We start from the raw sequence: 23,237 nt of genomic DNA, 5'->3' as shown, positions 1-23,237 counted from the left end.
TTGACCGAGAGCCACCCCCATGGGTATCACCACCGCCTTGCTGCATTTCGCCAATTTTGTTGCGCCCGCGCTGGCGGTGGCTGCCTTGATGGCCCTGTTGTCCTGGGCGCTGCGGCCCGGGGCGCGTTTCTCGCCGCGGGCCCTGCACCACGCACGCGCCCTGTTTGTGTGGGCCGCGTTGGGAGGCGTGCTGGTGTTGGCGCTGGGCCTGGTGTTTTTTGGCCGTGACGGCAAGATGGCCACTTACGGTGCCCTGGTGCTCATCATGGGTACCTTGGCGTTCTGGCGGCACCGGGCTTGATCAGTCCGGCGCAAACAGGTCCACGCGGTCGGTGATGATGCCGTCGGTGCCCAAGGCCCACAGGCGCTGCGCCGCCCATTCGTCGTTGACGGTATAGCTGAGCATGCGCCAGCCGTGGGTGCGTGCCACGCCCACCAGGGCGTCGTCCCACAAGGCGTGGTTGCAGACCAGCGCCACAACCCCCAGCGCCTGGGCATGGTCCAACCAGCCGTCCCACAAGCTGTCGAGCAACAAGCCGCGCGGCAGCGCTGGGGCTGCGGCCTGTGCGGCGTACAAGGCCTCTGGCCGGAACGATGTCAGCAGCGGCGGCACGTGGGCGCCTTGCCACAGCCGGGCGGCCTCGGTGGCCACCACGTGGCCGGTCTGGGCTTCGGTGCCAGGCGTCGGCTTGATCTCAATGTTCAGCAGCATGCCGTTGGCGCGGCACCAGCGTGAAATGGCTTCGAAGCTGGGCAAGCTTTCGCCCACAAAGCGGCGCGAATGCCACGCACCCGCGTCCAGGCGCGACAAGGCGGCCCAGCTCAGGTCACCCGCCGTGCCTTGGCCGTTGGTGGTGCGCTCCAGTGTGGCGTCGTGCAACAAAAAGGGCACGCCGTCTGCGCTGAGCTTCACGTCGCACTCAATCATGCGGTAGCCGTGCTCGGCGCCCAAGCGGACAGCGGCGAGTGTGTTCTCGGGCGAGAGTTTGCCGGCACCCCGGTGGGCGATCCAGCGCGGGTAAGGCCAGTTCGTCATGCGTCGATGCGCCGCCCTGTTTCTGCGTTGAAGCGGTGCACCTGCTCGGGGCGCGACCACACCTTGACCGTGCTGCCAATGGCAGGCGGTGCCTCGTCGGCGTGGGTGCGCACGATCAGACCTTCATCGGCGATGCGCAGGTAAATCAGACGTTCCGCGCCCAGCATCTCGGTGGTTTCGACCTGAGCGCTCCAGCCGTCGCCATCCGTGCCCATGCTCAGGTGCTCGGGGCGCACGCCCAGGATCTCGCCGGGCTGCACACCGGGGGCTTTCTGCAGCAGGTTCATGGGCGGTGCGCCCATGAAGCTGGCCACAAAGGTGGTGGCCGGGCGCGCATACACCTCCTCGGGCGTGCCGAACTGTTCCATGTTGCCGGCGTTCATCACGATCATGCGCTGGGCCAGGGTCATGGCCTCCACCTGGTCGTGGGTCACAAACAGGCTGGTGATGCCCAGCTCGCGGTGCAGCTTCTGGATTTCCAGACGGGTTTGGGCGCGCAGCTTCGCGTCGAGGTTGGACAGCGGTTCATCGAACAAAAACACCTGTGGTTGGCGCACGATGGCGCGGCCCATGGCCACGCGCTGGCGCTGACCACCCGAGAGCTGGCGCGGCTTGCGCTCCAGCAGGTGGCCCAGCTCCAGGATGCCGGCGGCCTTGTCCACCCGGGCCTTGATTTCAGCCACCGGCACCTTGGCGATTTTCAGACCATAGGCCATGTTGTCGAACACGCTCATGTGCGGGTAGAGGGCGTAGTTCTGGAACACCATGGCGATGTCGCGTTCGGCCGGCTCCAGCTGATTGACCACGCGTGGGCCAATCATGATGTCGCCGCCCGAAATCTCTTCCAGGCCCGCAACCATGCGCAGCAGCGTCGATTTGCCACAGCCCGAAGGGCCAACGATGACGATGAATTCACCATCGGCGATCTCGGCGTTGACGCCGTGGATGACCTGCAGCGACTGCTTGCCCTGGTGGTATTGCTTGACGACGTTTTTGAGTGTGATGGAAGCCATGTGTGAATCTTATTTTTCGGTGTCGACCAGGCCCTTGACGAACCATTTCTGCATCAGCATGACCACCAGCGCGGGTGGCAGCATGGCCAGGATGGCGGTGGCCATGACCACGTTCCATTCCACGTAGACCTCGCCGAAGATGGCGCGCTTGATGCCCAGGACGATGGGGTACATGTCCTCGTTGGTGGTCACCAGCAGCGGCCACAGGTACTGGTTCCAGCCGTAGATGAACTGGATCACGAACAGCGCGGCAATGCTGGTGCGAGACAACGGCAGCAGCACGTCGAAGAAAAAGCGCATGGGGCCGGCGCCGTCGATGCGTGCGGCTTCCACCAATTCGTCTGGCACGGTGAGGAAGAACTGCCGGAACAAGAAGGTGGCGGTGGCGGATGCGATCAGTGGCACGGTGAGGCCGGCGTAGCTGTTGAGCATGCCCAAGTCGGACACCACCTGGTAGGTGGGGCCTATGCGCACCTCCACCGGCAGCATCAGCGTCACGAAGATCATCCAGAACACCAGCCCGCGTGCGGGGAAGCGGAAGTAGACGATGGCAAACGCCGACAGCAGCGAGATGGCGATCTTGCCAATGGAAATGACCATGGCGCTGACGAAGCTCACCCACAACATGGGCGCGACCGGCGCAATGGTGGAGCCCCCGGTGGTTTTGCCACCGAACAGGGCCAGGCGGTAGCTCTCGATGAAGTTGTTGCCAGGCCACAGCGACAAGGGGTTGCTGGTGGACACCTGCTCGGCCGTCTGGGTGGAGCCAATGAAGGTGATGAAAACCGGGAAGGCCACCACCAGCACGCCCAGGATGAGGATGAGGTGGGCCAGAAAGGTCAGGCCGGGGCGTCGTTCGATCATGGATGGTCTCCCGCCGGGCCGCCCCAAGGGAGGGCAGCCCCCTCGGGGGGCAGCGAATACACGAAGTGATGAGCGTGGGGGGGCATCTTCAGTACTGCACTTTCTTTTCAACAAAGCGGAACTGGATCACCGTCAGGGCCACCACGATCAGCATGAGGATGACCGACTGCGCGGCCGAGCCGCCCATGTCAAGCGCCTTGAAGCCGTCGTAGTACACCTTGTAGACGAGGATGGCCGTGTCTTTGCCTGGGCCCCCGTGGGTGGCGGCGTCAACGATGGCGAAGGTGTCGAAAAAGGCGTAGACGATGTTGATCACCAGCAGAAAGAACGTGGTGGGCGAGAGCAGCGGGAATACGATGGTCCAGAAGCGGTGCCAGGGCGAAGCACCGTCGATGGTGGCGGCTTCGATCAGCGACTGAGGAATGGACTGCAGGCCAGCGAGGAAAAACAGAAAGTTGTAGGAAATCTGTTTCCACACGGCCGCCATCACGATCAAGGCCATGGCGTGGTTGGCGTTGAGCAGGTGGTCCCAGGGCAGGCCCAGCCAGCGCAGGAAATAGGCGATCACGCCATAGGGTGACGCGAACATCAGCAGCCACAACACCCCCGCCACCACAGGCGCCACCGCATAGGGCCAGATCAGCAGGGTTTTGTAAAAGCCAGCACCACGCACCACGCGGTTGGCCATGACGGCAAGCAACAGGGCGATCACCAGGCCAGATCCGGCCACCAAGATGGAGAACACGGCCGTGGTCTTGAACGAGGCCAGGTAGCTCTCGTCGTTGAACAGGCGCTGGAAGTTCTCCATGCCCACAAACTCGGTTGAAGTGCCAAAGGCGTCCTGCGTGAGCACACTCTGGTAAAGCGCCTGGGCGGCGGGCCAGAAAAAGAACACCAGCACCACGGCCATTTGTGGTGCCACCAGCAGCCAGGGCAGCCACCACGATTTGAAGCGAACGCGTTTTTCCATGGGGCGATTTTGCTTGGAAAAAAACACACCCTCCCGCGCGCCGCGCGGGAGGGCCTGAAGGTGCCGTCAGCGCGGCACAGCCGTGGATGGGTTCTCAGCCCTTGTTGGCTTTCTGGAAACGCTCCAGCTGTTCATTGCCGCGCTTGATGGCCGTGTCCAGCGCTTCCTTGGCCGGCTTTTTGCCCGACCACACGCCTTCCAGCTCCTCATCAACGATGGTGCGGATCTGCACAAAGTTGCCCAGGCGCACGCCCCGCGACTTGTCGGTGGTTTTGCGAATCATCTGTGTCACCGACACGTCGGTGCCAGGGTTCTTTTTGTAGAAGCCGGCCTTATCGGTCATTTCGAACGAGGCCTTGGTCACGGGCAGGTAACCGGTGCGCTGGTGGCTGGCGGCGGCAATCTCAGGCTTGGACAGGTGGGCAAAGAACTGCGCCACACCCTTGTACTCTTCGGCTTTCTTGCCCGCCATGACCCACAGGCTGGCGCCACCGATCACGGTGTTCTGCGGTGCGCCCGGCACGTCCGGGTAGTAGGGCAGGGTGCCGATGCCGTAGCCGAACTTGCCGTTGCGGGTCACGTTGCCATACAGCGCCGATGAGCCGGTGGCCATGGCGCATTCGCCCGACACAAAGGTGGCGTCAGCTGCGTTGCCGCGCCCCTTGTAGACGAACAGGCCTTGCTTGGCCATGTTGGCCAGGTTTTCGATGTGGCGAACGTGCAGGGGCGTGTTGAAGGCCAGGCGGGTGTCCAGGCCGGCAAAACCGTTGTTCTTGGTGGCGAACTCCACGTTGTGCCAGGCAGAGAAGCTCTCCAATTGCGTCCAGCTGATCCAGCTGGTGGTGAAGGGGCACTTGTGTCCGCTGGCCTTGAGCTTGGCCGCAGCCAGGGCCACTTCAGGCCAGGTGGTGGGCGGCTTCTCTGGGTCCATGCCTGCGGCCTTGAAGGCATCTTTGTTGTAGTGGAACACCGGCGTCGAACTGTTGAACGGGAAGCTCAGCATCTGACCGTTGGGGGCGGTGTAGTAGCCTGCCACAGCGGGCACATACGCATTGGCGTCAAATGTCACGCCCGCTTTTTTCATGACCTCGGCCACGGGCACGATGGCGCCCTTGCTGGCCATCATGGTGGCCGTGCCCACTTCAAACACCTGCAGCACGTGGGGGGCGTTGCCGGCGCGGAAGGCGGCGATGGCGGCGGTCATGGACTCGTCGTAGCTGCCCTTGAAGGTCGGCACGATCTTGTAGTCCTTCTGGCTGGCGTTGAATTCCTTGGCCAGGTCGTTCACCCATTCACCCAAGGCGCCACCCATGGAATGCCACCACTGGATTTCGGTCTGGGCGTGGGCGCCGGCGGCGCTCAGGCCCAGGGCCACGGCGAGGGTGAGGCGGGAAATGCGAGATGTCATGGGTTCTCCTGAATACGTTACAGAAACACAGGCGCGCAGCTTAACGCTCACTTGTGGCATTTTTGTGAAAAGTATTGCACCGGTATTTCACTTGTGTGACAAGCCGGGGTTTCCATGAGGCCAGCAGGCCCATGCTGCGCTGCGGTAACATTTGCGGCCCTGCCACGCCGGGTGGTCGCGCCAGCCGCCCCAGCCACTGTCCCCATGAATGCTCCCTATTTGCCCGAGGCCCTGGTCGACGTGACCACGGATGCGCCGCGCCTGCGCGAGATCCCGTACAACTACACCTCGTTCTCCGATCGCGAGATCGTTGTGCGGCTGCTGGGCTCCCGGGCCTGGGACGTGCTCAACCAATTGCGCCAGGAACGCCGCACCGGACGCTCGGCCCGCATGTTGTACGAAGTGCTGGGCGACATCTGGGTGGTTCAGCGCAACCCCTACCTGCAGGACGACCTGCTGGACAACCCCAAGCGCCGCCGCCTCCTTGTGGATGCCTTGCATCACCGCCTGTCCGAGGTGCAAAAGCGCCGCACGCCCCAGGACGACCCTGCCCGCGATGCCCTGGTGGGCGAGTTGGCCCAGGCCGCCAGCGCGGCAATCGAAGGCTTTGCGCGCCATTTCGATGAGATGGCGGCCTTGCGCCAGCGTGTGGTGCGCGAGTTGCGCCGCCTCACGGCCAAGGACAACGTCAAGTTCGACGGCCTCTCGCGCGTCAGCCACGTGACGGACGCCACCGACTGGCGCGTGGAATACCCCTTTGTGGTCTTGTGCCCCGACACCGAGGCCGAGATGGCGCGCCTGGTCAAGGGCTGCATCGAGTTGGGCTTGACCATCATCCCGCGAGGGGGCGGCACCGGCTACACCGGCGGCGCCATCCCACTGACGTGGAAGAGCGTGGTCATCAACACCGAGAAGCTGGAGGCCATGACCGAGGTGGAGTTTGTGGCCATCCCCGGCCACGGCCAGCCGGTGGCCACGGTGTGGACCGAAGCCGGCGTGGTGACCCAGCGCGTGGCCGATGCGGCCGAACGCGCGGGCTATGTGTTCGCCGTCGATCCGACCTCGGCCGAAGCGTCCTGCGTGGGCGGCAACGTGGCCATGAACGCGGGCGGCAAGAAGGCCGTGTTGTGGGGCACGGCGCTGGACAACCTGGTGAGCTGGCGCATGGTGACACCGCAGGCGCAGTGGCTGGAAGTCACGCGCCTGGACCACAACCTGGGCAAGATCCACGATGCCGAGGCGGCCAGCTTTGAACTGAAGTATTTCGAGGCCGACGGCAAAACGCCGGTGCGCAGCGAGCGCCTGGTGATCCCGGGCAAAACTTTCCGCAAGGAAGGCCTGGGCAAGGACGTGACCGACAAGTTCCTGAGCGGCCTGCCGGGCATTCAGAAGGAAGGCTGCGACGGCCTCATCACCAGCTGCCGCTGGGTGGTGCATCGCATGCCCGAACACACCCGCACGGTGTGCCTGGAGTTCTTTGGCAACGCCCGCGACGCCGTGCCCAGCATCGTCGAGATCAAGGACTTCATGTTCGCCGAGCAAAAGCGCTCGGGCGTGCTGCTCGCGGGTTTGGAGCACCTGGACGACCGCTACCTGAAGGCGGTGGGCTACACCACCAAAAGCAAGCGCGGCGGCTTTCCCAAGATGGTGTTGGTCGGAGACATCGTGGGCGACGATGCCGACGCCGTGGCCCGCATCACCAGCGAGGTGGTGCGCATCGCCAACTCGCGCAGCGGCGAAGGTTTTGTGGCCATCAGTGCCGAAGCGCGCAAGAAGTTCTGGCTCGACCGCAAGCGCACGGCCGCCATCAGCCGCCACACCAACGCCTTCAAGATCAACGAAGACGTGGTGATCCCGCTGCCGCGCATGGCCGAGTACACCGACGGCATCGAGCGCATCAACATCGAGCTGAGCCTGCGCAACAAGTTGCGCCTGTGCGACGAGCTGGAGACCTTCTTCAGCCGGGGCAACCTGCCGCTGGGCAAAACCGACGACGCCAGCGAAATCCCCAGCGCCGAGCTGCTGGAAGACCGCGTGGCGCAGGCGCTGGCGCTGGTGCGCGAGGTGCGCGCCCTGTGGGCCGGCTGGCTGCGCGATGTGGATGGCCTGTTCTCGGAACTGCAAGACCACCGGCTGCGCGCGAGCTGGAAAACCCAGCTCCGTCTGCCGCTGCAAGGCATCTTCAGCGGTGCGGCGTTCGGCGCCATCCTGACCGAGTGCAATGCCATCCACAAACGCGTGCTCAAGGGCCGCGTCTGGGTGGCCCTGCACATGCACGCCGGCGACGGCAACGTGCACACCAACATCCCCGTCAACAGCGACGACTACGAGATGCTGCAGACCGCACACGAAGCGGTGGCCCGCATCATGGTGCTGGCGCGCAGCCTGGACGGCGTGATCTCGGGCGAACACGGCATTGGCATCACCAAGCTGGAGTTTTTGACCGAAGCCGAGCTGGCGCCTTTTGCCGACTACAAGCAGCGCGTGGACCCCGAAGGCCGCTTCAACAAAGGCAAGCTGCTGCGCAACGCTGAAAAAGACGACGTGCGCATGGCCGACCTGAGCCAGGCCTACACGCCCAGCTTCGGCCTCATGGGGCATGAGTCGCTGATCATGCAGCAGAGCGACATCGGCGCCATTGCCGACAGCGTGAAAGATTGCCTGCGCTGCGGCAAGTGCAAGCCGGTGTGCGCCACCCACGTGCCTCGCGCCAATTTGTTGTACAGCCCGCGCAACAAAATCCTGGCCACCTCGCTGCTGGTCGAGGCCTTTTTGTACGAGGAGCAGACACGCCGGGGCATCAGCATCAAACACTGGGAAGAGTTCGAGGACGTGGCCGACCACTGCACGGTCTGCCACAAGTGCCTCACGCCATGCCCGGTCAAGATCGACTTCGGCGACGTGACCATGAACATGCGCAATCTGCTGCGCAAGATGGGCAAGAAGAGCTTCCGCCCAGGCAACGCCGCCGCCATGTTCATGCTCAACGCCACCAACCCCGAGACCATCAAGCTGGCGCGCGCTGGCATGGTGGGCCTGGGCATGAAGGCGCAGCGCATTGCGAACGACGTGCTCAAACTGGCCGCGCGAAAGCAAACCAACGCGCCGCCGGCCACGGTGGGGCCTGCTCCGATCAAGGAGCAGATCATCCACTTCATCAACAAAAAGATGCCGGGCAACCTGCCCAAGAAAACCGCACGCGCGCTGCTGGACATTGAGGACAAGGACTACGTGCCCATCATCCGCAACCCGCAGGCCACCACGGCCGACACGGAGGCGGTGTTCTATTTCCCCGGCTGTGGCTCCGAGCGGCTGTTCAGCCAGGTCGGCTTGGCTACCCAGGCCATGTTATGGCACGCGGGTGTTCAGACCGTGTTGCCGCCGGGCTACCTGTGCTGTGGCTACCCGCAGCGCGGTTCGGGCCAGTTCGACAAGGCCGAGAAGATCATCACCGACAACCGGGTGTTGTTCCACCGCGTGGCCAACACGCTCAACTACCTCGACATCAAGACGGTGGTGGTGAGCTGTGGCACCTGCTACGACCAGTTGCAGGGCTATGAATTCGACAAGATTTTCCCCGGCTGCCGCATCATCGACATCCACGAGTACCTGCTGGAAAAAGGCATCGTCCTCGACAACAAGGGTGCCTACCTGTACCACGACCCCTGCCACACGCCCATGAAGCAGCAGGAGCCGCTCAAGACGGTGAAGGCGCTGCTGGGCCCCGATGTGCTGCAGAGCGCGCGCTGCTGCGGCGAGTCGGGCACGCTGGGCGTGACGCGACCTGACATTTCGACCCAGGTGCGTTTCCGCAAGGAAGAGGAGCTGCGCAAGAACGAAACCGCGCTGCGCGAGCAGGCGGGCCTCGATGCCAAGGCCGACCTCAAAATCCTCACCAGCTGCCCCAGCTGCCTTCAAGGCCTGAGCCGCTACGGCGACGACTTGCAGAACGGTTTGCTGGAAGCCGACTACATCGTGGTCGAGATGGCGCGCAAGATCCTGGGCGAAGACTGGATGCCCGAGTACGTGGCGCGCGCCAATGCCGGCGGCATTGAGCGGGTGCTGGTCTGACCATGGCCCGCTGCGTGTTGTGTGACACCGACGGTGGCCTGCTGATCCACCGGGCGCCGAAATGGCGCCTGATCCGCGCCACCGACACGCCGGCCTATCCCGCCTTCTACCGCGTGGTCTGGAACGCCCACGTCGCCGAGCTGTCTGACCTGAGCGATGCCGAGCGCCACGAATGCATGGATGTGGTCACCCAGGTGGAGCGCCTGATGCGCGCCCACCTCGCGCCCACCAAAATCAACCTCGCCGCGCTGGGCAATGTGGTGCCGCACCTGCATTGGCACCTGATTGCGCGTTTTGAAGGCGACAGCCATTTCCCTGCGCCCATCTGGGCGCCAGCACAACGCGAACCGTTGCCTGCGGCACTGGCCGTGCTGAGCAGTAAGCTGCCGGCGCTCGACCAGGCGCTGGCGGCCACCTTTCATTGAACTCGGAGACAACCCCCATGGCCGGCCTGACCCAAGACACCCCCAGCCCCGAATCCATCACGCTGCACAACAAGTCGCGGGTGTTGGAGGTGGGTTTTTCGGACGGCAAGACCTTCCGCATCCCCTTTGAGTTGATGCGTGTGTATTCGCCTTCGGCCGAGGTGCAGGGCCACGGCCCGGGCCAGGAGGTGTTGCAGACCGGCAAACGTGAGGTGGCGGTCATGGCGCTGGAGCCGGTGGGCAACTACGCCGTGCAGCCCACCTTCAGCGATGGCCACGACAGCGGCATTTTTTCCTGGGATTACCTGTATTTCCTGGGCTCGAAAGAAGCCGAGTTGTGGGCCGATTACAACGCACGGCTCGCTGCAGCCGGCGTGGGCCGCGACGCACCCATGCACGAAAAAGCCGGTCACGCCTGCGGCTCACACCACTGAACATGCGGGCTGCGGTCCGTTTTGGGGTGCACAGCCGCATGTTTGTTGGGCTTTTTTGGGGGTTTTGCCCCGCCGCGCCACGCTGGTTTTGATGTTTGCACCGGTGTGGTGCTCTAACATCAACACCTATGTCCACCACCCATTTCGGCTTCAAGACCGTCGACGAGCGCGACAAGGCCAAGCACGTGCGCGGCGTTTTCGACGCGGTTGCGTCACGTTACGACGTGATGAACGACCTGATGTCGGCCGGCCTGCACCGGGCCTGGAAACACTACACCGTCACCGTGGCCAACCCGCAACCGGGCGACCGCGTGCTCGACATCGCCGGGGGCACGGGCGATCTGGGCCTGGCCTTCGCGCCCAAGGTGGGCCCCATGGGCCAGGTGGTGCACACCGACATCAACGAAGCCATGCTGAGCGAGGGGCGCACCCGCCTGCTCGACGCGGGTGTGATCCTGCCCACCCTGGTGTGTGACGCGGAAAAACTGCCCTTTCCCGATGGCCATTTCGACATCGTCACCGTGGCCTTTGGCTTGCGCAACATGACGCACAAGGACGTGGCGCTCAAGGAAATGCAGCGCGTGCTGCGCCCTGGCGGCAAGCTGCTGGTGCTGGAGTTTTCCAAGGTCGCCAAGCCGCTGGAAAAAGCCTACGAGTGGTACACCTTCAACGTGGTGCCCAAGATGGGGCGCCTGGTGGCTGGCGACGAAGGCAGCTACCGCTACCTCGCCGAATCCATACGCATGCACCCCGACCAGGAAACCCTCAAGCAACTGATGCGCGAGGCTGGTTTTGGGCATGTGGACTACCACAACCTCACGGCCGGGGTGGTGGCGTTGCATGTGGGCATCAAGTGTTGAATCCCGTGTCGGGTGTGTGAAGTCTGTGAACCTTGTGGGTTGAAGGAGTTGTCATGAAGCTGCTGTCTGTCCTGTTTGTGTGTGCCATGGCGATCACGTCGCAGGACGTGTGGGCCAAGCGCCTGGGCGGCGGCGCCTCCGTGGGCAAACAATCCGCCAACGTGACCCAGCGCAACACACCGGCAGCCGCGCCGCAGGCGCCTGCGCAGGGTGCTGCCGCCACCAAACCCACGGCGGCCGCGCCCGCCGCCGCACCCCAGCGCCTTTGGGGCACCATGCTGGGCGGCCTCGCTGCGGGTTTGGGGCTGGCCTGGCTGGCGTCCACGTTGGGGTTTGGTGAGGCGTTTGCGCAGTTTCTGCTAGTGGCCTTGCTGGGTGTGGTGGCCGTGATGGTGGTGGGCTGGGTGCTGCGCTCGCGCGCCCAATCGCGGGCTGCCCAAGTGGGCGGCGCGAACCTGGCCTTCCAGAGCGCCGACGCCACCACGCCACGTGGCTACAGCCCGCAGAACGTGGGCAACGACGCCTCGGCCCGGCCCTGGGAGCGCAGCACCATGGGCTTTGACACCGGCTCGCCCGCACTGGCTGGTGGCGCGCTGATTGGCACCGCGCTCAACAGTGCTCAAAACTGGTCTATCCCGGCAGATTTTGATGTCGATGGTTTCCTGAGCGCATCCAAAGCCAACTTCGTCAACCTGCAAGCGGCGTGGGACCGCTCTGACATCCCCAGCTTGCGTGCCATGATGACCGACGAGATGCTCGCGCAGATCAAGTCCCAGCTGGCCGAGCGCGAGCAACACACCGGCGGTGCCCCCAACCAGACCGAGGTCGTGATGCTGGAGGCGCACCTGCTGGGCATCGAAGAACTGGAGCAGGGCTACATGGCCAGCGTCGAGTTTTCCGGGCTGATTCGCGAGGATGTGTCGACCGGTCCCAACCCGTTCCGCGAGGTCTGGAACATCACCCGTCCCAAGGCGGGCAAGGGCGGTTGGCTGGTGGCCGGCGTGCAGGCCCTGCAGTGAGTTAGCCCACCCCCGCGCCGCGCCTGCGGCGACCCGGTTTTATCCGTCAGAATCGGGGACCATGAAACAGGCGTCCCCGATTTCTTTTCCTCCTTTTGATTTCCTGCAGTCGTTGGCCGCGTCGGTGCAGTTGCCCGACTGGCTGGTGGCCGAACTGCAGAACCGTGTGGTGCTGTTCGCCAACCATGTGCTGATGCAGGAGCCGCAGGCGCAGGAGCGTCTCAAGCGGCAAACAGGCAAGGTCATGCTGGTGCGCTGGGGGGTGTTCGACCTGCGCCTGGCGGCCAGCCCGGCCGGTCTGCTGGAGCGCACGCACGTGGCGGCCGAACCCGATCTGAGCATCACCTTGGTGCAGACCTCGCCGCTGGCGGTGGCGCAGGCGGTGATGTCCGGGCAGAAGCCCGATGTGTCCATACAGGGTGACGTGGCGCTGGCGGCCGATGTGGCCTGGCTGGCCGACAACCTGCGCTGGGACATGGAGGAAGACCTCTCGCGTTTCCTGGGCGATGCCGCTGCCCACACCCTGGTGAGCCAGGCGCAGGCGCTGGCAACAGCGGTGCGGGGTTTTGTGTCGCGGGTGGTGCCCGGGGCGGCGGCCGACGTGCCCAAGGCCCAACCATGAGGCGGTTTTTCCGCGGCGCTTTCATTGTTTGGGTGGTGCTCCGGCACGGGCTGGACGAGCTGGTGTTGTCGAGCTTCCAGCACCCGCTGCTGCGCCTGCTCACGCGCTGGGTGTCCATCGGTCGCGACCTGAGCGTGCCCCGTGGCCAACGCCTGCGCGAGGCGCTGGAGCGCTTGGGCCCCATCTTTGTCAAGTTTGGCCAGGTCCTGTCCACACGCCGCGATTTGTTGCCGCCCGACATTGCCGATGAACTGGCCGCCCTGCAAGACCGCGTGCCACCGTTTCCCAGCGACGTCGCCGTGGCCACCATCGAGCGTGCCTTTGGCCGCAAGCTGGAACAGGTGTTCGCCAGCTTCGAGCAGGTGCCGATCGCCAGTGCTTCGATTGCGCAGGTGCACTTCGCCACGCTGAACGACGGTCGTGAGGTGGCTGTCAAGGTGCTGCGCCCCAACATGCTGCCGGTGATCGACAAGGACCTGGGCCTGATGCGTGTCATGGCTGGCTGGGTGGAACGCCTCTCGGCCGATGGCAAACGACTCAAGCCACGCGAGGTGGTGGCCGAGTTCGACAAATACCTGCACGACGAGCTGGACCTGGTGCGCGAAGCCGCCAACGCCGCGCAGTTGCGCCGCAACATGCAGGACGTGGGGCTGGTGCTGATCCCCGAGATGTACTGGGACTATTGCCGCCCCGAGGTGATGGTGATGGAGCGCATGAAGGGTGTGCCTATCAGCCGCATCGAGGAACTGCGCGCCCGTGGCGTGGACATTCCGCGCTTGGCACGCGATGGCGTCACCATCTTTTTCACCCAGGTGTTCCGCGACGGCTTTTTCCATGCCGACATGCACCCCGGCAACATCCAGGTGAGCGTGGAGCCCACCAGCTTCAGCCGTTACATCTCGCTGGATTTCGGCATCGTGGGCACCCTGACCGAGTACGACAAGGAGTACCTGGCCCAGAACTTCTCCGCTTTTTTCCGACGCGACTACAAACGCGTGGCGGAGCTGCACATCGAAAGCGGCTGGGTGCCGAGCGACACGCGGGTGGACGAGCTGGAGTCGGCCATACGCGCGGTCTGCGAACCGTATTTTGACCGTCCGCTGAAGGAAATTTCGCTGGGCATGGTGCTCATGCGCCTGTTCCAGACCTCGCGTCGCTTCAACGTCGAAATCCAACCCCAGCTGGTGCTGCTGCAAAAAACCTTGCTCAACATCGAAGGCCTGGGCCGCGAACTGGACCCGGAGCTGGACCTGTGGAGCACGGCCAAGCCCTTTCTTGAGAAGTGGATGCTCGATCAGGTGGGGCCGCAGCGCCTGTTGCGCCAGCTCAAGGAGGAAGCGCCTCAGTACGCCAAACTGCTGCCCGCCTTGCCGCGCCTGCTGCACGATTATTTGCAGCAGCGCCCCGACGACCTGCGGCGCGACCTGAAGGCCTTGATGGACGAGCAGCGGCGCACCAACCGCCTGTTGCAGATGATCGTTTATGTGGGGCTGGGCTTTTTGCTGGGCTTGCTGGCCATGCAGCTGCTGGTGCGCGTGCAGATTTGGTGAGCACCCTGGCTTGAGGCGGGGCGCCGAGCCCCAATTTATAATGACGGGTTTTGTTCGTTGACCCGGTGCAGGCCGCTCGCCTGCCGGGTCGTCATCCCTTTTCTTCAGGTCCACGCCATGCCCATCTACGCTTACAAGTGCGCGTCTTGCGGTCACGCCAAGGACGTGTTGCAAAAAATCTCGGACGCCCCGCTGACGGCTTGCCCGGCTTGCGGTGCCGAGGCTTTCTCCAAACAACTCACCGCCGCCGGATTCCAGCTCAAGGGCTCGGGCTGGTACGTCACCGATTTCCGTGGTGGCTCGGGTGGCGCCAGCGCACCCGCCGCCGGCGCAGCGGCCGCTGCAGCGCCGGCCGCCGCCGATGCTGCTGCGGCGCCCGCGCCGGCCACGGCCGAGACAGGCACCAGCTCGACGGCTGGCGGCTGTGGCGGCTCCTGCGCCTGCCACTGAAGCGGCCGCACCGAAAGCCAACTCATGATTGCCGCCCTGCGCAAATGGCTGTTTTCCGGCCTGCTGGTCCTCGTGCCGCTCATCATCACCTTGTGGGTGCTGGACTGGGTGGTGAGCACGCTGGACCAGACCTTGCGCATCCTGCCCATGGCCTGGCAACCCGACCGGTGGCTGGGCATGCACATTCCCGGCTTGGGCGTCGTGTTCGCGCTGGTGGTGGTGTTGAGCATCGGCGCCATGGCGTCCAACATCATCGGCAACAAACTGGTCCATTGGTGGCACGCCTTGTTGCACCGCATTCCCGTGGTGCGTTCCATCTACTCGGGTGTCAAGCAAGTGTCCGACACCCTGTTTTCAGAAAAAGGCAACGCTTTCCGGCAGGCCTTGCTGGTGCAATGGCCGCACGATGGGATGTGGACCATCGCCTTTCTGACGGGCGCACCCGCAGGTGAGTTGGCGCGTCATCTGCCGGACGATTGCCTCAGCGTGTACGTGCCAACCACCCCCAACCCCACCGGTGGCTACTTTGTGATGGTGCCGCGCAGCCGTTGTGTCGAACTGGCCATGTCGGTGGACGAGGCCCTGACCTACGTGATCTCCATGGGCGTGATTGTCCCTGGTGGTCCCAAGAATCCCAAACTCAAGACGGTGGTGGCCTGAGCCGCTGCCCATGATCCCTTTCAGCGAAACCCGAGAGAAAAGAGAACAGCCATGGCGATGCGTACCCACTACTGCGGTCTGGTGACCGAAGCCCTGATGGGCCAGACCGTGACCTTGTGCGGCTGGGTCAACCGCCGCCGCGACCACGGTGGTGTGATTTTTGTCGACCTGCGCGACCGCGAAGGTTCTGTGCAAGTGGTGTGCGACCCCGACCGCGCCGACATGTTCAAAACCGCTGAAGGCGTGCGCAACGAGTTCTGCGTGCAGATCACCGGCCTGGTGCGCGCGCGTCCCGAAGGCACGGCCAACGACAGCCTCAAAAGCGGCAAGATCGAGATCCTGTGCCACGAGCTGAACGTGCTCAACCCCTCGGTCACGCCGCCCTTCCTGCTGGACGACGACAACCTGTCGGAGACCACCCGCCTCACGCACCGCGTGCTGGACCTGCGCCGCCCCTACATGCAGCGCAACCTGATGCTGCGCTACAAGGTGGCCATGGAGGTGCGCAAGTTCCTCGACGCCAACGGCTTCGTCGACATCGAAACCCCCATGCTCACCAAGAGCACGCCCGAAGGCGCGCGCGACTACCTGGTGCCCAGCCGCGTGCACGACGGGCAGTTCTTCGCGCTGCCGCAGTCGCCCCAGCTGTTCAAGCAGCTGCTGATGGTCGCCGGCTTTGACCGCTACTACCAGATCACCAAGTGCTTCCGCGACGAAGACCTGCGCGCTGACCGCCAGCCCGAGTTCACCCAGATCGACATCGAGACCTCCTTCCTCACCGAGCAGGAGATCCGCGACATGTTCCAGGGCATGATCAAGACCGTGTTCCAGAACGTGCTGGACATCGATCTGGGCGAGTTCCCCGTGATGGCTTACAGCGAAGCCATGCACCGCTACGGCTCCGACAAGCCCGACCTGCGCGTCAAGCTCGAATTCACCGAATTGACCGACGTCATGGCCGACGTGGACTTCAAGGTCTTCAGCGCACCTGCTCAAATGAAGAACGGCCGTGTGGTGGCCCTGCGTGTGCCTGGCGGCGCCGAGATGAGCCGCAGCGAGATCGACGCCTACACCGAGTTCGTCAAGATCTACGGCGCCAAGGGCCTGGCCTGGATCAAGGTCAACGAGCTGGCCAAGGGCCGCGATGGCCTGCAGTCGCCCATCGTCAAGAACATCCACGACGCCGCTCTCCAGCACATCCTCACGCGCAGCGGCGCGCAGGACGGCGACATCCTGTTCTTCGGTGCCGACAAGGCCAAGATCGTCAACGACGCCATCGGCGCGCTGCGCATCAAGATCGGTCACAGCGAGCTGGGCAAGAAGAAGGGCTTCTTCGAGCAGCGCTGGGCGCCGATGTGGGTGGTGGACTTCCCCATGTTCGAACACGACGAGGAAGAAGACCGCTGGACGGCCGTGCACCACCCCTTCACCGCGCCGAAAGACGGCCACGAGGACTGGATGGTGACCGCGCCCGAAAAGTGCATCGCCAAGGGCTACGACATGGTGCTCAACGGCTGGGAAATCGGCGGTGGCTCGGTCCGTATCCACCGCGCCGACGTGCAGCAGAAGGTGTTCGACGCGCTCAAGATCAGCCCTGAGGACGCGCAGCTCAAGTTCGGCTTCCTGCTCGACGCGCTGCAGTACGGCGCCCCCCCGCACGGCGGCCTGGCCTTTGGTCTGGACCGCATCATCACCCTGATGACCGGTGCCGAATCCATCCGCGACGTGATCGCCTTCCCCAAGACCCAGCGCGCCCAGTGCCTGCTCACGCAAGCCCCGTCGCCAGTGGACGAAAAGCAGCTGCGCGAACTGCACATCCGCTTGCGCAATCTGGACGCAGCCAAGGCCTGAGTCGTTTACCTACGCCCGTGTCCTCGCTCAAGGACACGGGGCACCTGGCTCCGCGGCTGTCCCCCGTCGGCTTCGCCTCCTCCGCCTTTATGCCGCTGCGCCAGGCACCCCGTGCCCTCGGGCATCAGCCGTGTTGGCGTACCAGCGGAGGCGTACCTACACAGTTGCAGATCGGGGTGGCATGCTGCCCTGTGCAGCGAAGTAAAGGCGGAGGGCGCGCAGCGCCCGGGGGACATGAGCGGAACAGGGCAATGTGCCGCCCCGATCCACCCACCCATCAGGATAAGCCCTGGCGGCGCAAGGCTTATTTGGCCAACAGAGCATCAATGGCGGCCAAGTCCTCGGCCTTCAACACACCACCGGCCTGCTTCAAACGCAGCGTGCCCAGCAGCACGTTGTAGCGCGCCACGGCCAGATCGCGTTTGGTTTGGAACAACTGGCTCTGTGCGTTGAGCACGTCGATGTTGATGCGCACACCCACTTGGTAGCCCAGTTTGTTGGCGTCCAGTGCACTTTGACTGGACGCCTCGGCGGCCTCCAGCGCCTTGACCTGACCGAGACCGGAGACGACGCCAAAAAACGCCGTGCGTGTGGCCTGCGCCACGTTGCGGCGGGCGGCTTCCAGGTCGGTGCGGGCTTTGTCTTCCAGGGCGGCGGCCTCAACGATGCGGTTCTCCAGCGCGCCGCCGGTGTAGAGCGGCAGGTTGAACTGCACACCCACACTCGCGGTGTTGGTGCGCACATTGCCTGCGGCCAACGACGAGGTGCTGGGCGAGCGGCTGAGCTGGTACTGGCCGGTCAGGTCCACCGTGGGCTTTTTGCCGGCTTGGGCACGGCGAGTTTCCAGCGCAGCGATGTCCAGCGCCGCACGCGCCTGGCGGATGCCAGGGTGGGCATTCTCCGATTGCGCCACCCACGGCGCGACGTCGTTGGGTGCAATCGCCGGCAGGTTCACCGGTGCGGCCAATGGCAGCGGGGCGGTGCCGGCGCGGCCCACCAATTGGTCCAGCGCCAGCCGCTTCACGCGCAAATCGTTCTCGGCCGCGATTTCTTGCGCCAGCACCAGATCAAAACGGGCCTGGGCTTCGCGCGAGTCGGTGATGGTCGACGTGCCCACCTCGAAATTGCGCTTGGCGGCGGCCAGTTGTTCGGCCACGGCGGTTTTCTGCGCCTTCACGAAAGTGAGCGTGTCCTGTGCGGCCAAGACGTCGAAATAGGCTTGTGAGCTGCGCACGATGAGATCGTGTTCGGCCGCCAGCAACTGGCCTTCGGCCACCTCCAGCGATTTTTGCGCTTGATCAAACGCAATCTGGTTGACCGGGCGGTACAGCGGCAGGCTGGCCGACAGTGCGGCGTTCTGGCTGTTGGTGTCGCGGTTGCCGGTGAGGCTGCTGTCGATGTTGGCGACGTTGGCACCCGCGCTCAACGCAGCTTGCGGGCGCAGGCCGGCACGTGCCTGCTCGGCCTTGGCCAGGTTGGCCTGGTACTGCGACCGGGCCGACAGGTAGGTGGCGTCAAAGTCGCGCGCGGCGCTGTACAAGGTGCCCAGGCTCTGGGTCCAGCCGGGCAGGGCGGCGCCCGCCAGGCTGAGGGAGAGGCCCGTTTGTGCCAGGGCCCGCCACAGGGGGCGGCGGGGCGCTGCGACAGGGGCGGCCAAAGCGTGCGGGCGTCGGTTCATGCGAGAAGTCCTGGTTGGGATCGGTTGAATGAGAGGCTCAGTGGCTCAGTAGCGCGGCACAGAAGGATCGACTTCGGCCGACCAGGCGTTGATGCCGCCGGCGATGTTGACCGCCTGATCGAAGCCCTGGTTGTTGAGGAAGTGCGTCACCTGTGCGCTGCGGCCGCCGTGGTGGCACAGACAGGCGATGGGGCGGTCGCGGGGCAGGTCTTGCAAGCGGGCCGGTATGGTCTGCATGGGCATGTGGACCAGCTCGAAGCCATCGGGTTTGACGCTGGCGGTCTGGACTTCCCAGGCCTCACGCACGTCCAGCACCACGGGCAGCACATCGGCGGGCAGCTCGGCCTTGACCTGGGCGATCCAGGCGGCCATTTGGTTGGGGCGCAGGGCGTTCATCAGAAATTGAAGCGCGAAGCTTGGGGGAAGTTCAGAAGACGTGGTGCCACCGTGTCCCAGGGCTGGGTGGTGTGGAAGGCTGTGTCGCTGGTGCGGGTGACCAGGGTGGCGCGCATCATGGGTTCGTCGCCGGTGATGGCGATCAGACGCCCGCCCACGGCCAGCAGTTGCAGCAGGCTGGCAGGCACCTCGGTCACCGAGCCGCTCAGCAAAATGGCGTTGAACGGCGCGGCGGCCCGGCAGGCCGCGAAGTCGTTGGCAGCGGCGTCGGCCTGACGCACGTCCACGTTGTTCAGGCCAGCCTGCATCAGGTGGGTGCGCGCCCTGCTGGCGAGCGCGGGGTCGATTTCCAGGCTCAGCACTTCTTGCGCCAGGCGTGCCATGAGGGCGGCCGAAAAACCCGAGCCGGTGCCGATTTCGAGCACCTTGTCGGTGGCTTGCAGCTGCAGGTCTTGCACCATGCGTGCCTCGACGCGGGGCGACAGCATGCACTGGCCTTCCACGGCGGGCTGGGTCAAGGGGAGGTCCATGTCCACAAAAGCCAGTGCCTTGTGCACCGCTGGCGCAAAGTCTTCGCGCTTGACCTCACCCAGCAGCGCGAGCACCTGCGGGTCCAGCACCTCCCAGGGGCGGACCTGTTGTTCGATCATGTTGAAACGGGCTTGTTCGGTGTCGAACGCAGTGGGCAAGGCGGTCATGGCAAAAGGCTCCGTGGGGCTTGTCAATCAGGGTTTTCGATTTTACCGGGGGGTGTGTGTCGTTTCTGGCAACGCGGGCGCTGGCGCCAGACCCATCCACCGGCGGCCCCACTGGGCCAGGTCGTCCATGTAGCAGTACACCACCGGCACCACCACCAGGGTGAGCAGCGAGGAGGTGATGACGCCCCCAATCACCGCCTGCCCCATGGGGGCGCGTTGCTCCGAACCTTCGGTGAGCGCAAACGCCAGCGGCACCATGCCAAACACCATGGCCAGCGTGGTCATGAGGATGGGGCGCAGGCGCACGCGCGCGGCCATCAGCAGGGCGTCTTCGCGGCCCACCGCCGGGTGGTCGGGTGTGCCCTCGCGGGCGCGGATGGCGAAGTCCACCAGCAGGATGGCGTTTTTGGTCACCAGGCCCATCAACATCACCACGCCAATCACCGAGAACATGGACAGCGAGGAGCGGAACATCAGCAGCGCCAGCACCACGCCAATGAGCGTGAGCGGCAGCGAGCTCATGAGCGCCAATGGCTGCAGGAAACTCTTGAACTGGCTGGCCAGGATCATGTAGATGAAAACGATGGCCAGCAGCAGGGCCGAGATGGCGTAGCCAAACGACTCCTGCATGTTTTTGGTGGAACCGCCGAACTCGTAGCGGTAGCCGGGGGGCCAGGCGATGCTGTCAAGCACCTGGCGGATTTCGGCCGACACTTCGCCAGTGGAGCGGGCGTAGCTGTTGGCGCTGATGCTCACTTCGCGGGTGAGGTTGCGGCGGTTGATCTGGTTGGCGCCGGTGGCCTCGCGCACCTCGGCCACCTGGCCCAGACGCACCACGCGGGCGCTGCCATCGGCCTGGGTGCCGGTCACCAGCGGCAACTGGGCGAGGTCGCCCAGGCGGGCGCGTTCAGCCGCCGGCAGGCGCACGTTGACGTCGTAGGTCTGGTCGTCGGGCGCGCGCCAGTTGCCCACCGTGGTGCCGGCCACCAGGGTGCGCAGGCCGCTGGCGGCGCTGGCCACGCCCACACCGGCGTCCGAGGCCAGATCGCGGCGCAGCACGATGTCCACCGTGGGCTTGTTGGGTTTGACGCTGGCGTCGAGGTCCACCAGGCCGGGGATGGTCCGGATGCGCTCCAGCACCTGCTGGCTCAGGCGCTCCAGTTCCTTGAGGTCGGTGCCTTGAAGTGAGAACTCCAACGCCTTCTGACCGCCCACCGGATCGAGCAGGCCCACGTGGGTGACCGTGATGCCCGCCACTTGCCGCAGCCGCTCGCGCAGTTTGGCCGACATCGCGTCCACACTGACGGTGCGGTCCTTGCGGTCCACCAGCCGCACGTAGACGTTGGCGTAAATTTTTCCTTGCGCGTTGCCGGTGTTGATGGTGGTCAGGGTGTATTTGACTTCGGGGAACTCGCGGACGATGGCTTCCACCTGCGCGGCGCGCGATTCGGTGGTTTCCAGCGACGAACCCACGGGCGTGTGGAAGGTGACCGAGGTTTCGGAAAAGTCGGCCTTGGGCACAAATTCGGTGCCCAGCAGCGGCACCATCACGATGCTGGCGACAAAAGTGGCCAGCGCCACGCTCAGCGTAGCCAGCTTGTGTTTGAGCGACCAGCGCAGGATGTTCTGGTAGCCATCGGCCAGGTGGTCTTGTGCGCGGTCTATCCAGTGTGTCAGTCGACCGATGGTTTTGTCGTAAAGCGTCACCGGCACAAAAGGTTTGCCGTGTTGGTCGATGGCAGGGTCGTGCCAGATGCTGGACAACATCGGGTCGAGCGTGAAACTCACGAACATGGAGATCAGCACCGCCGCCACGATGGTGATGCCGAACTCGTGGAAAAACTTGCCGATGATGCCTTCCATGAAGCCGATGGGCAGGAAGACCGCCACGATGGACAGCGTGGTGGCCAACACCGCCAGGCCAATTTCCTGCGTGCCTTCCATGGCCGCCTGGTAGGGCGTTTTGCCCATTTGCACGTGGCGCACGATGTTCTCGCGCACCACGATGGCGTCGTCGATCAGCAGGCCCACACACAGGCTCAGCGCCATCAGCGTGATCATGTTGATGGTGAAGCCAAACAGTTGCATGAACAAAAAGGTGCCGATCAGGGCGATGGGCAGCGTGAGGCCGGTGATGACGGTGGAGCGCCACGAGTTCAGGAACAGGAAGACGATCAGCACGGTCAGCACGGCGCCTTCGATGAGTGTTCGGCGCACGTTGTCGACCGCCACCTTGATGGGGCGCGCCGCATCGCCGATGGGCTCCAGCCGAACCCCGGAGGGCAACTGTGTGCGCAACTCGGCCAGGGCGGTGTTGAGCCCGTCCGTCACCGCGATGGTGTTTTCGTCCTGCGCCTTCTGCACCTGCAGCAGCAGGGTGCGCTGGCCGTTGTAGAGGGCCAGGCTTTCCACGTCGTTGGTGCCGTCCACCACCTGGGCCACCTGCTGCAGGTACACCGGTTGGCCGTTGCGGCGGGCCACGATGATGCGTTCAAAGTCCTGTGGCCGGGCCATGCGCGCCTGCACCTGCACCACCCGTTCCTGCTCGCGCGACTTGAGTGCGCCCACGGGCAGGTCCTGGTTCTCGCTGCGCACCGCGTTCACCACTTGTTCGGGTGTGATGCCCATGGCCTCCATGGCCGACGGGATGAGCTCGATGTTGATGGCCCGTTGGGTGCCCCCCACCAGCGTGACCGAGCCCACACCGCGCACGTTTTCAAGTCGCTTTTTGAGCGTCTGGTCGGCCCAGTTGGTGAGTTCGGCTGCGGTGGGCCCGTTGGCCTCGGGCAGCACAGCCACCGACCACACGGCGCGGCTGGACGGGTCGAAGCGCAGCACGCGGGGTTCTTCCACCTCATCGCGCAACAGCGGTTTGAGCAGCGCGATTTTTTCCCGCACGTCTTCGGCCGCCTTGCGGCCGTCGATGTGCAGCTGGAATTCGATGATGACCACCGACTGGTTTTCGTAGCTGCGCGAAGTCAGCTTGTTGATACCCGCAATGGCGTTGACGGACTCCTCAACTTTCTTGGTCACCTCCGATTCGACGATCTCGGGTGAGGCGCCCGGGTAGGTGGTGGTGACCACCACCACGGGGAAGTCGATGTTGGGGAATTGGTCGACCTGCAGGCGCTGGTAGGAGAAGGCCCCCAGCACCACAAAGGCCAACATGACCATGGTCGCAAAGACCGGGTTGCGCAGCGAAACCTGAGTGAACCACATGGTGGGGTGTCCG

At 64.5% G+C, this 23,237-nt stretch carries 20 protein-coding genes; 11 read left to right on the top strand and 9 right to left on the bottom strand.

From position 1 onward, the window contains the following. Positions 1–19: 19 nt before the first annotated feature. Complete coding sequence (locus tag ACFQU0_RS02475) at positions 20–301, top strand: hypothetical protein (protein WP_382198522.1); 282 nt, start codon at positions 20–22, stop codon at positions 299–301. Here the strand turns inward: ACFQU0_RS02475 and ugpQ are convergent, their stop codons facing one another. The 5 genes from ugpQ to ugpB all read right to left on the bottom strand — a co-directional run bounded on the left by ugpQ (position 302) and on the right by ugpB (position 5,291). Next, entirely contained in the window at positions 302–1,036 is a 735-nt protein-coding gene (ugpQ, locus tag ACFQU0_RS02470) for a glycerophosphodiester phosphodiesterase (RefSeq protein WP_382198520.1), read from the bottom strand. After that, positions 1,033–2,049, bottom strand: a complete 1,017-nt coding sequence (locus ACFQU0_RS02465; protein ID WP_382198518.1) for a sn-glycerol-3-phosphate import ATP-binding protein UgpC — start codon at positions 2,047–2,049, stop codon at positions 1,033–1,035. Before ACFQU0_RS02465 ends, ugpQ begins: the two co-directional genes overlap by 4 nt. A 9-nt stretch (positions 2,050–2,058) precedes the next feature. After that, a complete protein-coding gene (gene ugpE, locus ACFQU0_RS02460; RefSeq protein ID WP_382198516.1) occupies positions 2,059–2,913 on the bottom strand; it encodes a sn-glycerol-3-phosphate ABC transporter permease UgpE in 855 nt (284 codons plus the stop codon). Between the two features lie 88 nt (positions 2,914–3,001). Next, entirely contained in the window at positions 3,002–3,883 is an 882-nt protein-coding gene (ugpA, locus tag ACFQU0_RS02455) for a sn-glycerol-3-phosphate ABC transporter permease UgpA (protein ID WP_382198514.1), read from the bottom strand. A gap of 94 nt (positions 3,884–3,977) precedes the next feature. Next, positions 3,978–5,291, bottom strand: a complete 1,314-nt coding sequence (ugpB, locus tag ACFQU0_RS02450) for a sn-glycerol-3-phosphate ABC transporter substrate-binding protein UgpB (RefSeq protein WP_382198513.1) — start codon at positions 5,289–5,291, stop codon at positions 3,978–3,980. Positions 5,292–5,495: 204 nt separating this feature from the next. On the opposite strand from ugpB, the gene ACFQU0_RS02445 reads away from it, so the two are divergent. The 10 genes from ACFQU0_RS02445 (at position 5,496) to aspS (ending at position 17,233) form a co-directional block, all read left to right on the top strand. Then, the gene (locus tag ACFQU0_RS02445; RefSeq protein ID WP_382198511.1) at positions 5,496–9,362 is read left to right on the top strand and encodes a DUF3683 domain-containing protein; all 3,867 of its coding nucleotides are present in this window, start codon (positions 5,496–5,498) and stop codon (positions 9,360–9,362) included. A 2-nt stretch (positions 9,363–9,364) separates the two neighbouring features. Further along, positions 9,365–9,787: an HIT family protein gene (locus ACFQU0_RS02440; RefSeq protein WP_382198509.1), complete on the top strand. Its 423-nt coding sequence runs from the start codon at positions 9,365–9,367 to the stop codon at positions 9,785–9,787. Positions 9,788–9,804: 17 nt separating this feature from the next. After that, positions 9,805–10,221, top strand: a complete 417-nt coding sequence (locus ACFQU0_RS02435) for a gamma-butyrobetaine hydroxylase family protein (protein ID WP_382198507.1) — start codon at positions 9,805–9,807, stop codon at positions 10,219–10,221. 128 nt (positions 10,222–10,349) lie between these two features. Then, positions 10,350–11,081 carry a bifunctional demethylmenaquinone methyltransferase/2-methoxy-6-polyprenyl-1,4-benzoquinol methylase UbiE gene (gene ubiE, locus ACFQU0_RS02430; protein ID WP_382198505.1) on the top strand — a complete coding sequence of 244 codons (732 nt, stop codon included), beginning with the start codon at positions 10,350–10,352 and terminating at the stop codon, positions 11,079–11,081. Between the two features lie 53 nt (positions 11,082–11,134). Beyond that, positions 11,135–12,100: a Tim44 domain-containing protein gene (locus tag ACFQU0_RS02425; RefSeq protein WP_382198504.1), complete on the top strand. Its 966-nt coding sequence runs from the start codon at positions 11,135–11,137 to the stop codon at positions 12,098–12,100. Between the two features lie 61 nt (positions 12,101–12,161). Further along, the gene (locus ACFQU0_RS02420) at positions 12,162–12,722 is read left to right on the top strand and encodes a hypothetical protein (protein ID WP_382198502.1); all 561 of its coding nucleotides are present in this window, start codon (positions 12,162–12,164) and stop codon (positions 12,720–12,722) included. Continuing rightward, entirely contained in the window at positions 12,719–14,272 is a 1,554-nt protein-coding gene (gene ubiB, locus ACFQU0_RS02415) for a ubiquinone biosynthesis regulatory protein kinase UbiB (protein WP_382198500.1), read from the top strand. Before ACFQU0_RS02420 ends, ubiB begins: the two co-directional genes overlap by 4 nt. A gap of 117 nt (positions 14,273–14,389) precedes the next feature. Beyond that, on the top strand, positions 14,390–14,722 hold the full coding sequence (locus tag ACFQU0_RS02410; RefSeq protein ID WP_382198498.1) for an FmdB family zinc ribbon protein: 333 nt from the start codon (positions 14,390–14,392) through the stop codon (positions 14,720–14,722). A gap of 27 nt (positions 14,723–14,749) precedes the next feature. Next, positions 14,750–15,382, top strand: a complete 633-nt coding sequence (locus ACFQU0_RS02405) for a DUF502 domain-containing protein (protein ID WP_382198550.1) — start codon at positions 14,750–14,752, stop codon at positions 15,380–15,382. A gap of 51 nt (positions 15,383–15,433) precedes the next feature. Continuing rightward, positions 15,434–17,233, top strand: coding sequence for an aspartate--tRNA ligase (gene aspS, locus ACFQU0_RS02400; protein ID WP_382198496.1), 1,800 nt, complete (start codon positions 15,434–15,436; stop codon positions 17,231–17,233). 304 nt (positions 17,234–17,537) lie between these two features. Here the strand turns inward: aspS and ACFQU0_RS02395 are convergent, their stop codons facing one another. From ACFQU0_RS02395 to ACFQU0_RS02380, 4 genes are read right to left on the bottom strand one after another with little or no spacing between them, the layout of a single operon-like run. After that, positions 17,538–18,911, bottom strand: coding sequence for a TolC family outer membrane protein (locus ACFQU0_RS02395; protein WP_382198494.1), 1,374 nt, complete (start codon positions 18,909–18,911; stop codon positions 17,538–17,540). Between the two features lie 45 nt (positions 18,912–18,956). Continuing rightward, positions 18,957–19,310 carry a rhodanese-like domain-containing protein gene (locus ACFQU0_RS02390; protein WP_382198549.1) on the bottom strand — a complete coding sequence of 118 codons (354 nt, stop codon included), beginning with the start codon at positions 19,308–19,310 and terminating at the stop codon, positions 18,957–18,959. Further along, positions 19,307–20,005: a protein-L-isoaspartate O-methyltransferase family protein gene (locus tag ACFQU0_RS02385; protein WP_382198492.1), complete on the bottom strand. Its 699-nt coding sequence runs from the start codon at positions 20,003–20,005 to the stop codon at positions 19,307–19,309. Before ACFQU0_RS02385 ends, ACFQU0_RS02390 begins: the two co-directional genes overlap by 4 nt. A 42-nt stretch (positions 20,006–20,047) precedes the next feature. Then, positions 20,048–23,224: an efflux RND transporter permease subunit gene (locus ACFQU0_RS02380; protein ID WP_382198490.1), complete on the bottom strand. Its 3,177-nt coding sequence runs from the start codon at positions 23,222–23,224 to the stop codon at positions 20,048–20,050. Positions 23,225–23,237: the final 13 nt, after the last annotated feature.

Origin of the sequence: Hydrogenophaga defluvii (assembly GCF_042665235.1) — a bacterium.
GTDB lineage: Bacteria > Pseudomonadota > Gammaproteobacteria > Burkholderiales > Burkholderiaceae_C > Hydrogenophaga > Hydrogenophaga defluvii_A.
The sequence above is the reverse complement of the archived record's forward strand: the minus strand, read 5'-3'. Positions and strand labels throughout refer to the sequence as shown.

Coding starts and splice junctions, on each gene's coding strand:
- ACFQU0_RS02475 (WP_382198522.1), top strand. CDS start 20: ATGGGTATCACCACCGCCTTGCTGCATTTCGCCAATTTTGTTGCGCCC.
- ugpQ (WP_382198520.1), bottom strand. CDS start 1,036: ATGACGAACTGGCCTTACCCGCGCTGGATCGCCCACCGGGGTGCCGGC.
- ACFQU0_RS02465 (WP_382198518.1), bottom strand. CDS start 2,049: ATGGCTTCCATCACACTCAAAAACGTCGTCAAGCAATACCACCAGGGC.
- ugpE (WP_382198516.1), bottom strand. CDS start 2,913: ATGATCGAACGACGCCCCGGCCTGACCTTTCTGGCCCACCTCATCCTC.
- ugpA (WP_382198514.1), bottom strand. CDS start 3,883: ATGGAAAAACGCGTTCGCTTCAAATCGTGGTGGCTGCCCTGGCTGCTG.
- ugpB (WP_382198513.1), bottom strand. CDS start 5,291: ATGACATCTCGCATTTCCCGCCTCACCCTCGCCGTGGCCCTGGGCCTG.
- ACFQU0_RS02445 (WP_382198511.1), top strand. CDS start 5,496: ATGAATGCTCCCTATTTGCCCGAGGCCCTGGTCGACGTGACCACGGAT.
- ACFQU0_RS02440 (WP_382198509.1), top strand. CDS start 9,365: ATGGCCCGCTGCGTGTTGTGTGACACCGACGGTGGCCTGCTGATCCAC.
- ACFQU0_RS02435 (WP_382198507.1), top strand. CDS start 9,805: ATGGCCGGCCTGACCCAAGACACCCCCAGCCCCGAATCCATCACGCTG.
- ubiE (WP_382198505.1), top strand. CDS start 10,350: ATGTCCACCACCCATTTCGGCTTCAAGACCGTCGACGAGCGCGACAAG.
- ACFQU0_RS02425 (WP_382198504.1), top strand. CDS start 11,135: ATGAAGCTGCTGTCTGTCCTGTTTGTGTGTGCCATGGCGATCACGTCG.
- ACFQU0_RS02420 (WP_382198502.1), top strand. CDS start 12,162: ATGAAACAGGCGTCCCCGATTTCTTTTCCTCCTTTTGATTTCCTGCAG.
- ubiB (WP_382198500.1), top strand. CDS start 12,719: ATGAGGCGGTTTTTCCGCGGCGCTTTCATTGTTTGGGTGGTGCTCCGG.
- ACFQU0_RS02410 (WP_382198498.1), top strand. CDS start 14,390: ATGCCCATCTACGCTTACAAGTGCGCGTCTTGCGGTCACGCCAAGGAC.
- aspS (WP_382198496.1), top strand. CDS start 15,434: ATGGCGATGCGTACCCACTACTGCGGTCTGGTGACCGAAGCCCTGATG.
- ACFQU0_RS02395 (WP_382198494.1), bottom strand. CDS start 18,911: ATGAACCGACGCCCGCACGCTTTGGCCGCCCCTGTCGCAGCGCCCCGC.
- ACFQU0_RS02385 (WP_382198492.1), bottom strand. CDS start 20,005: ATGACCGCCTTGCCCACTGCGTTCGACACCGAACAAGCCCGTTTCAAC.
- ACFQU0_RS02380 (WP_382198490.1), bottom strand. CDS start 23,224: ATGTGGTTCACTCAGGTTTCGCTGCGCAACCCGGTCTTTGCGACCATG.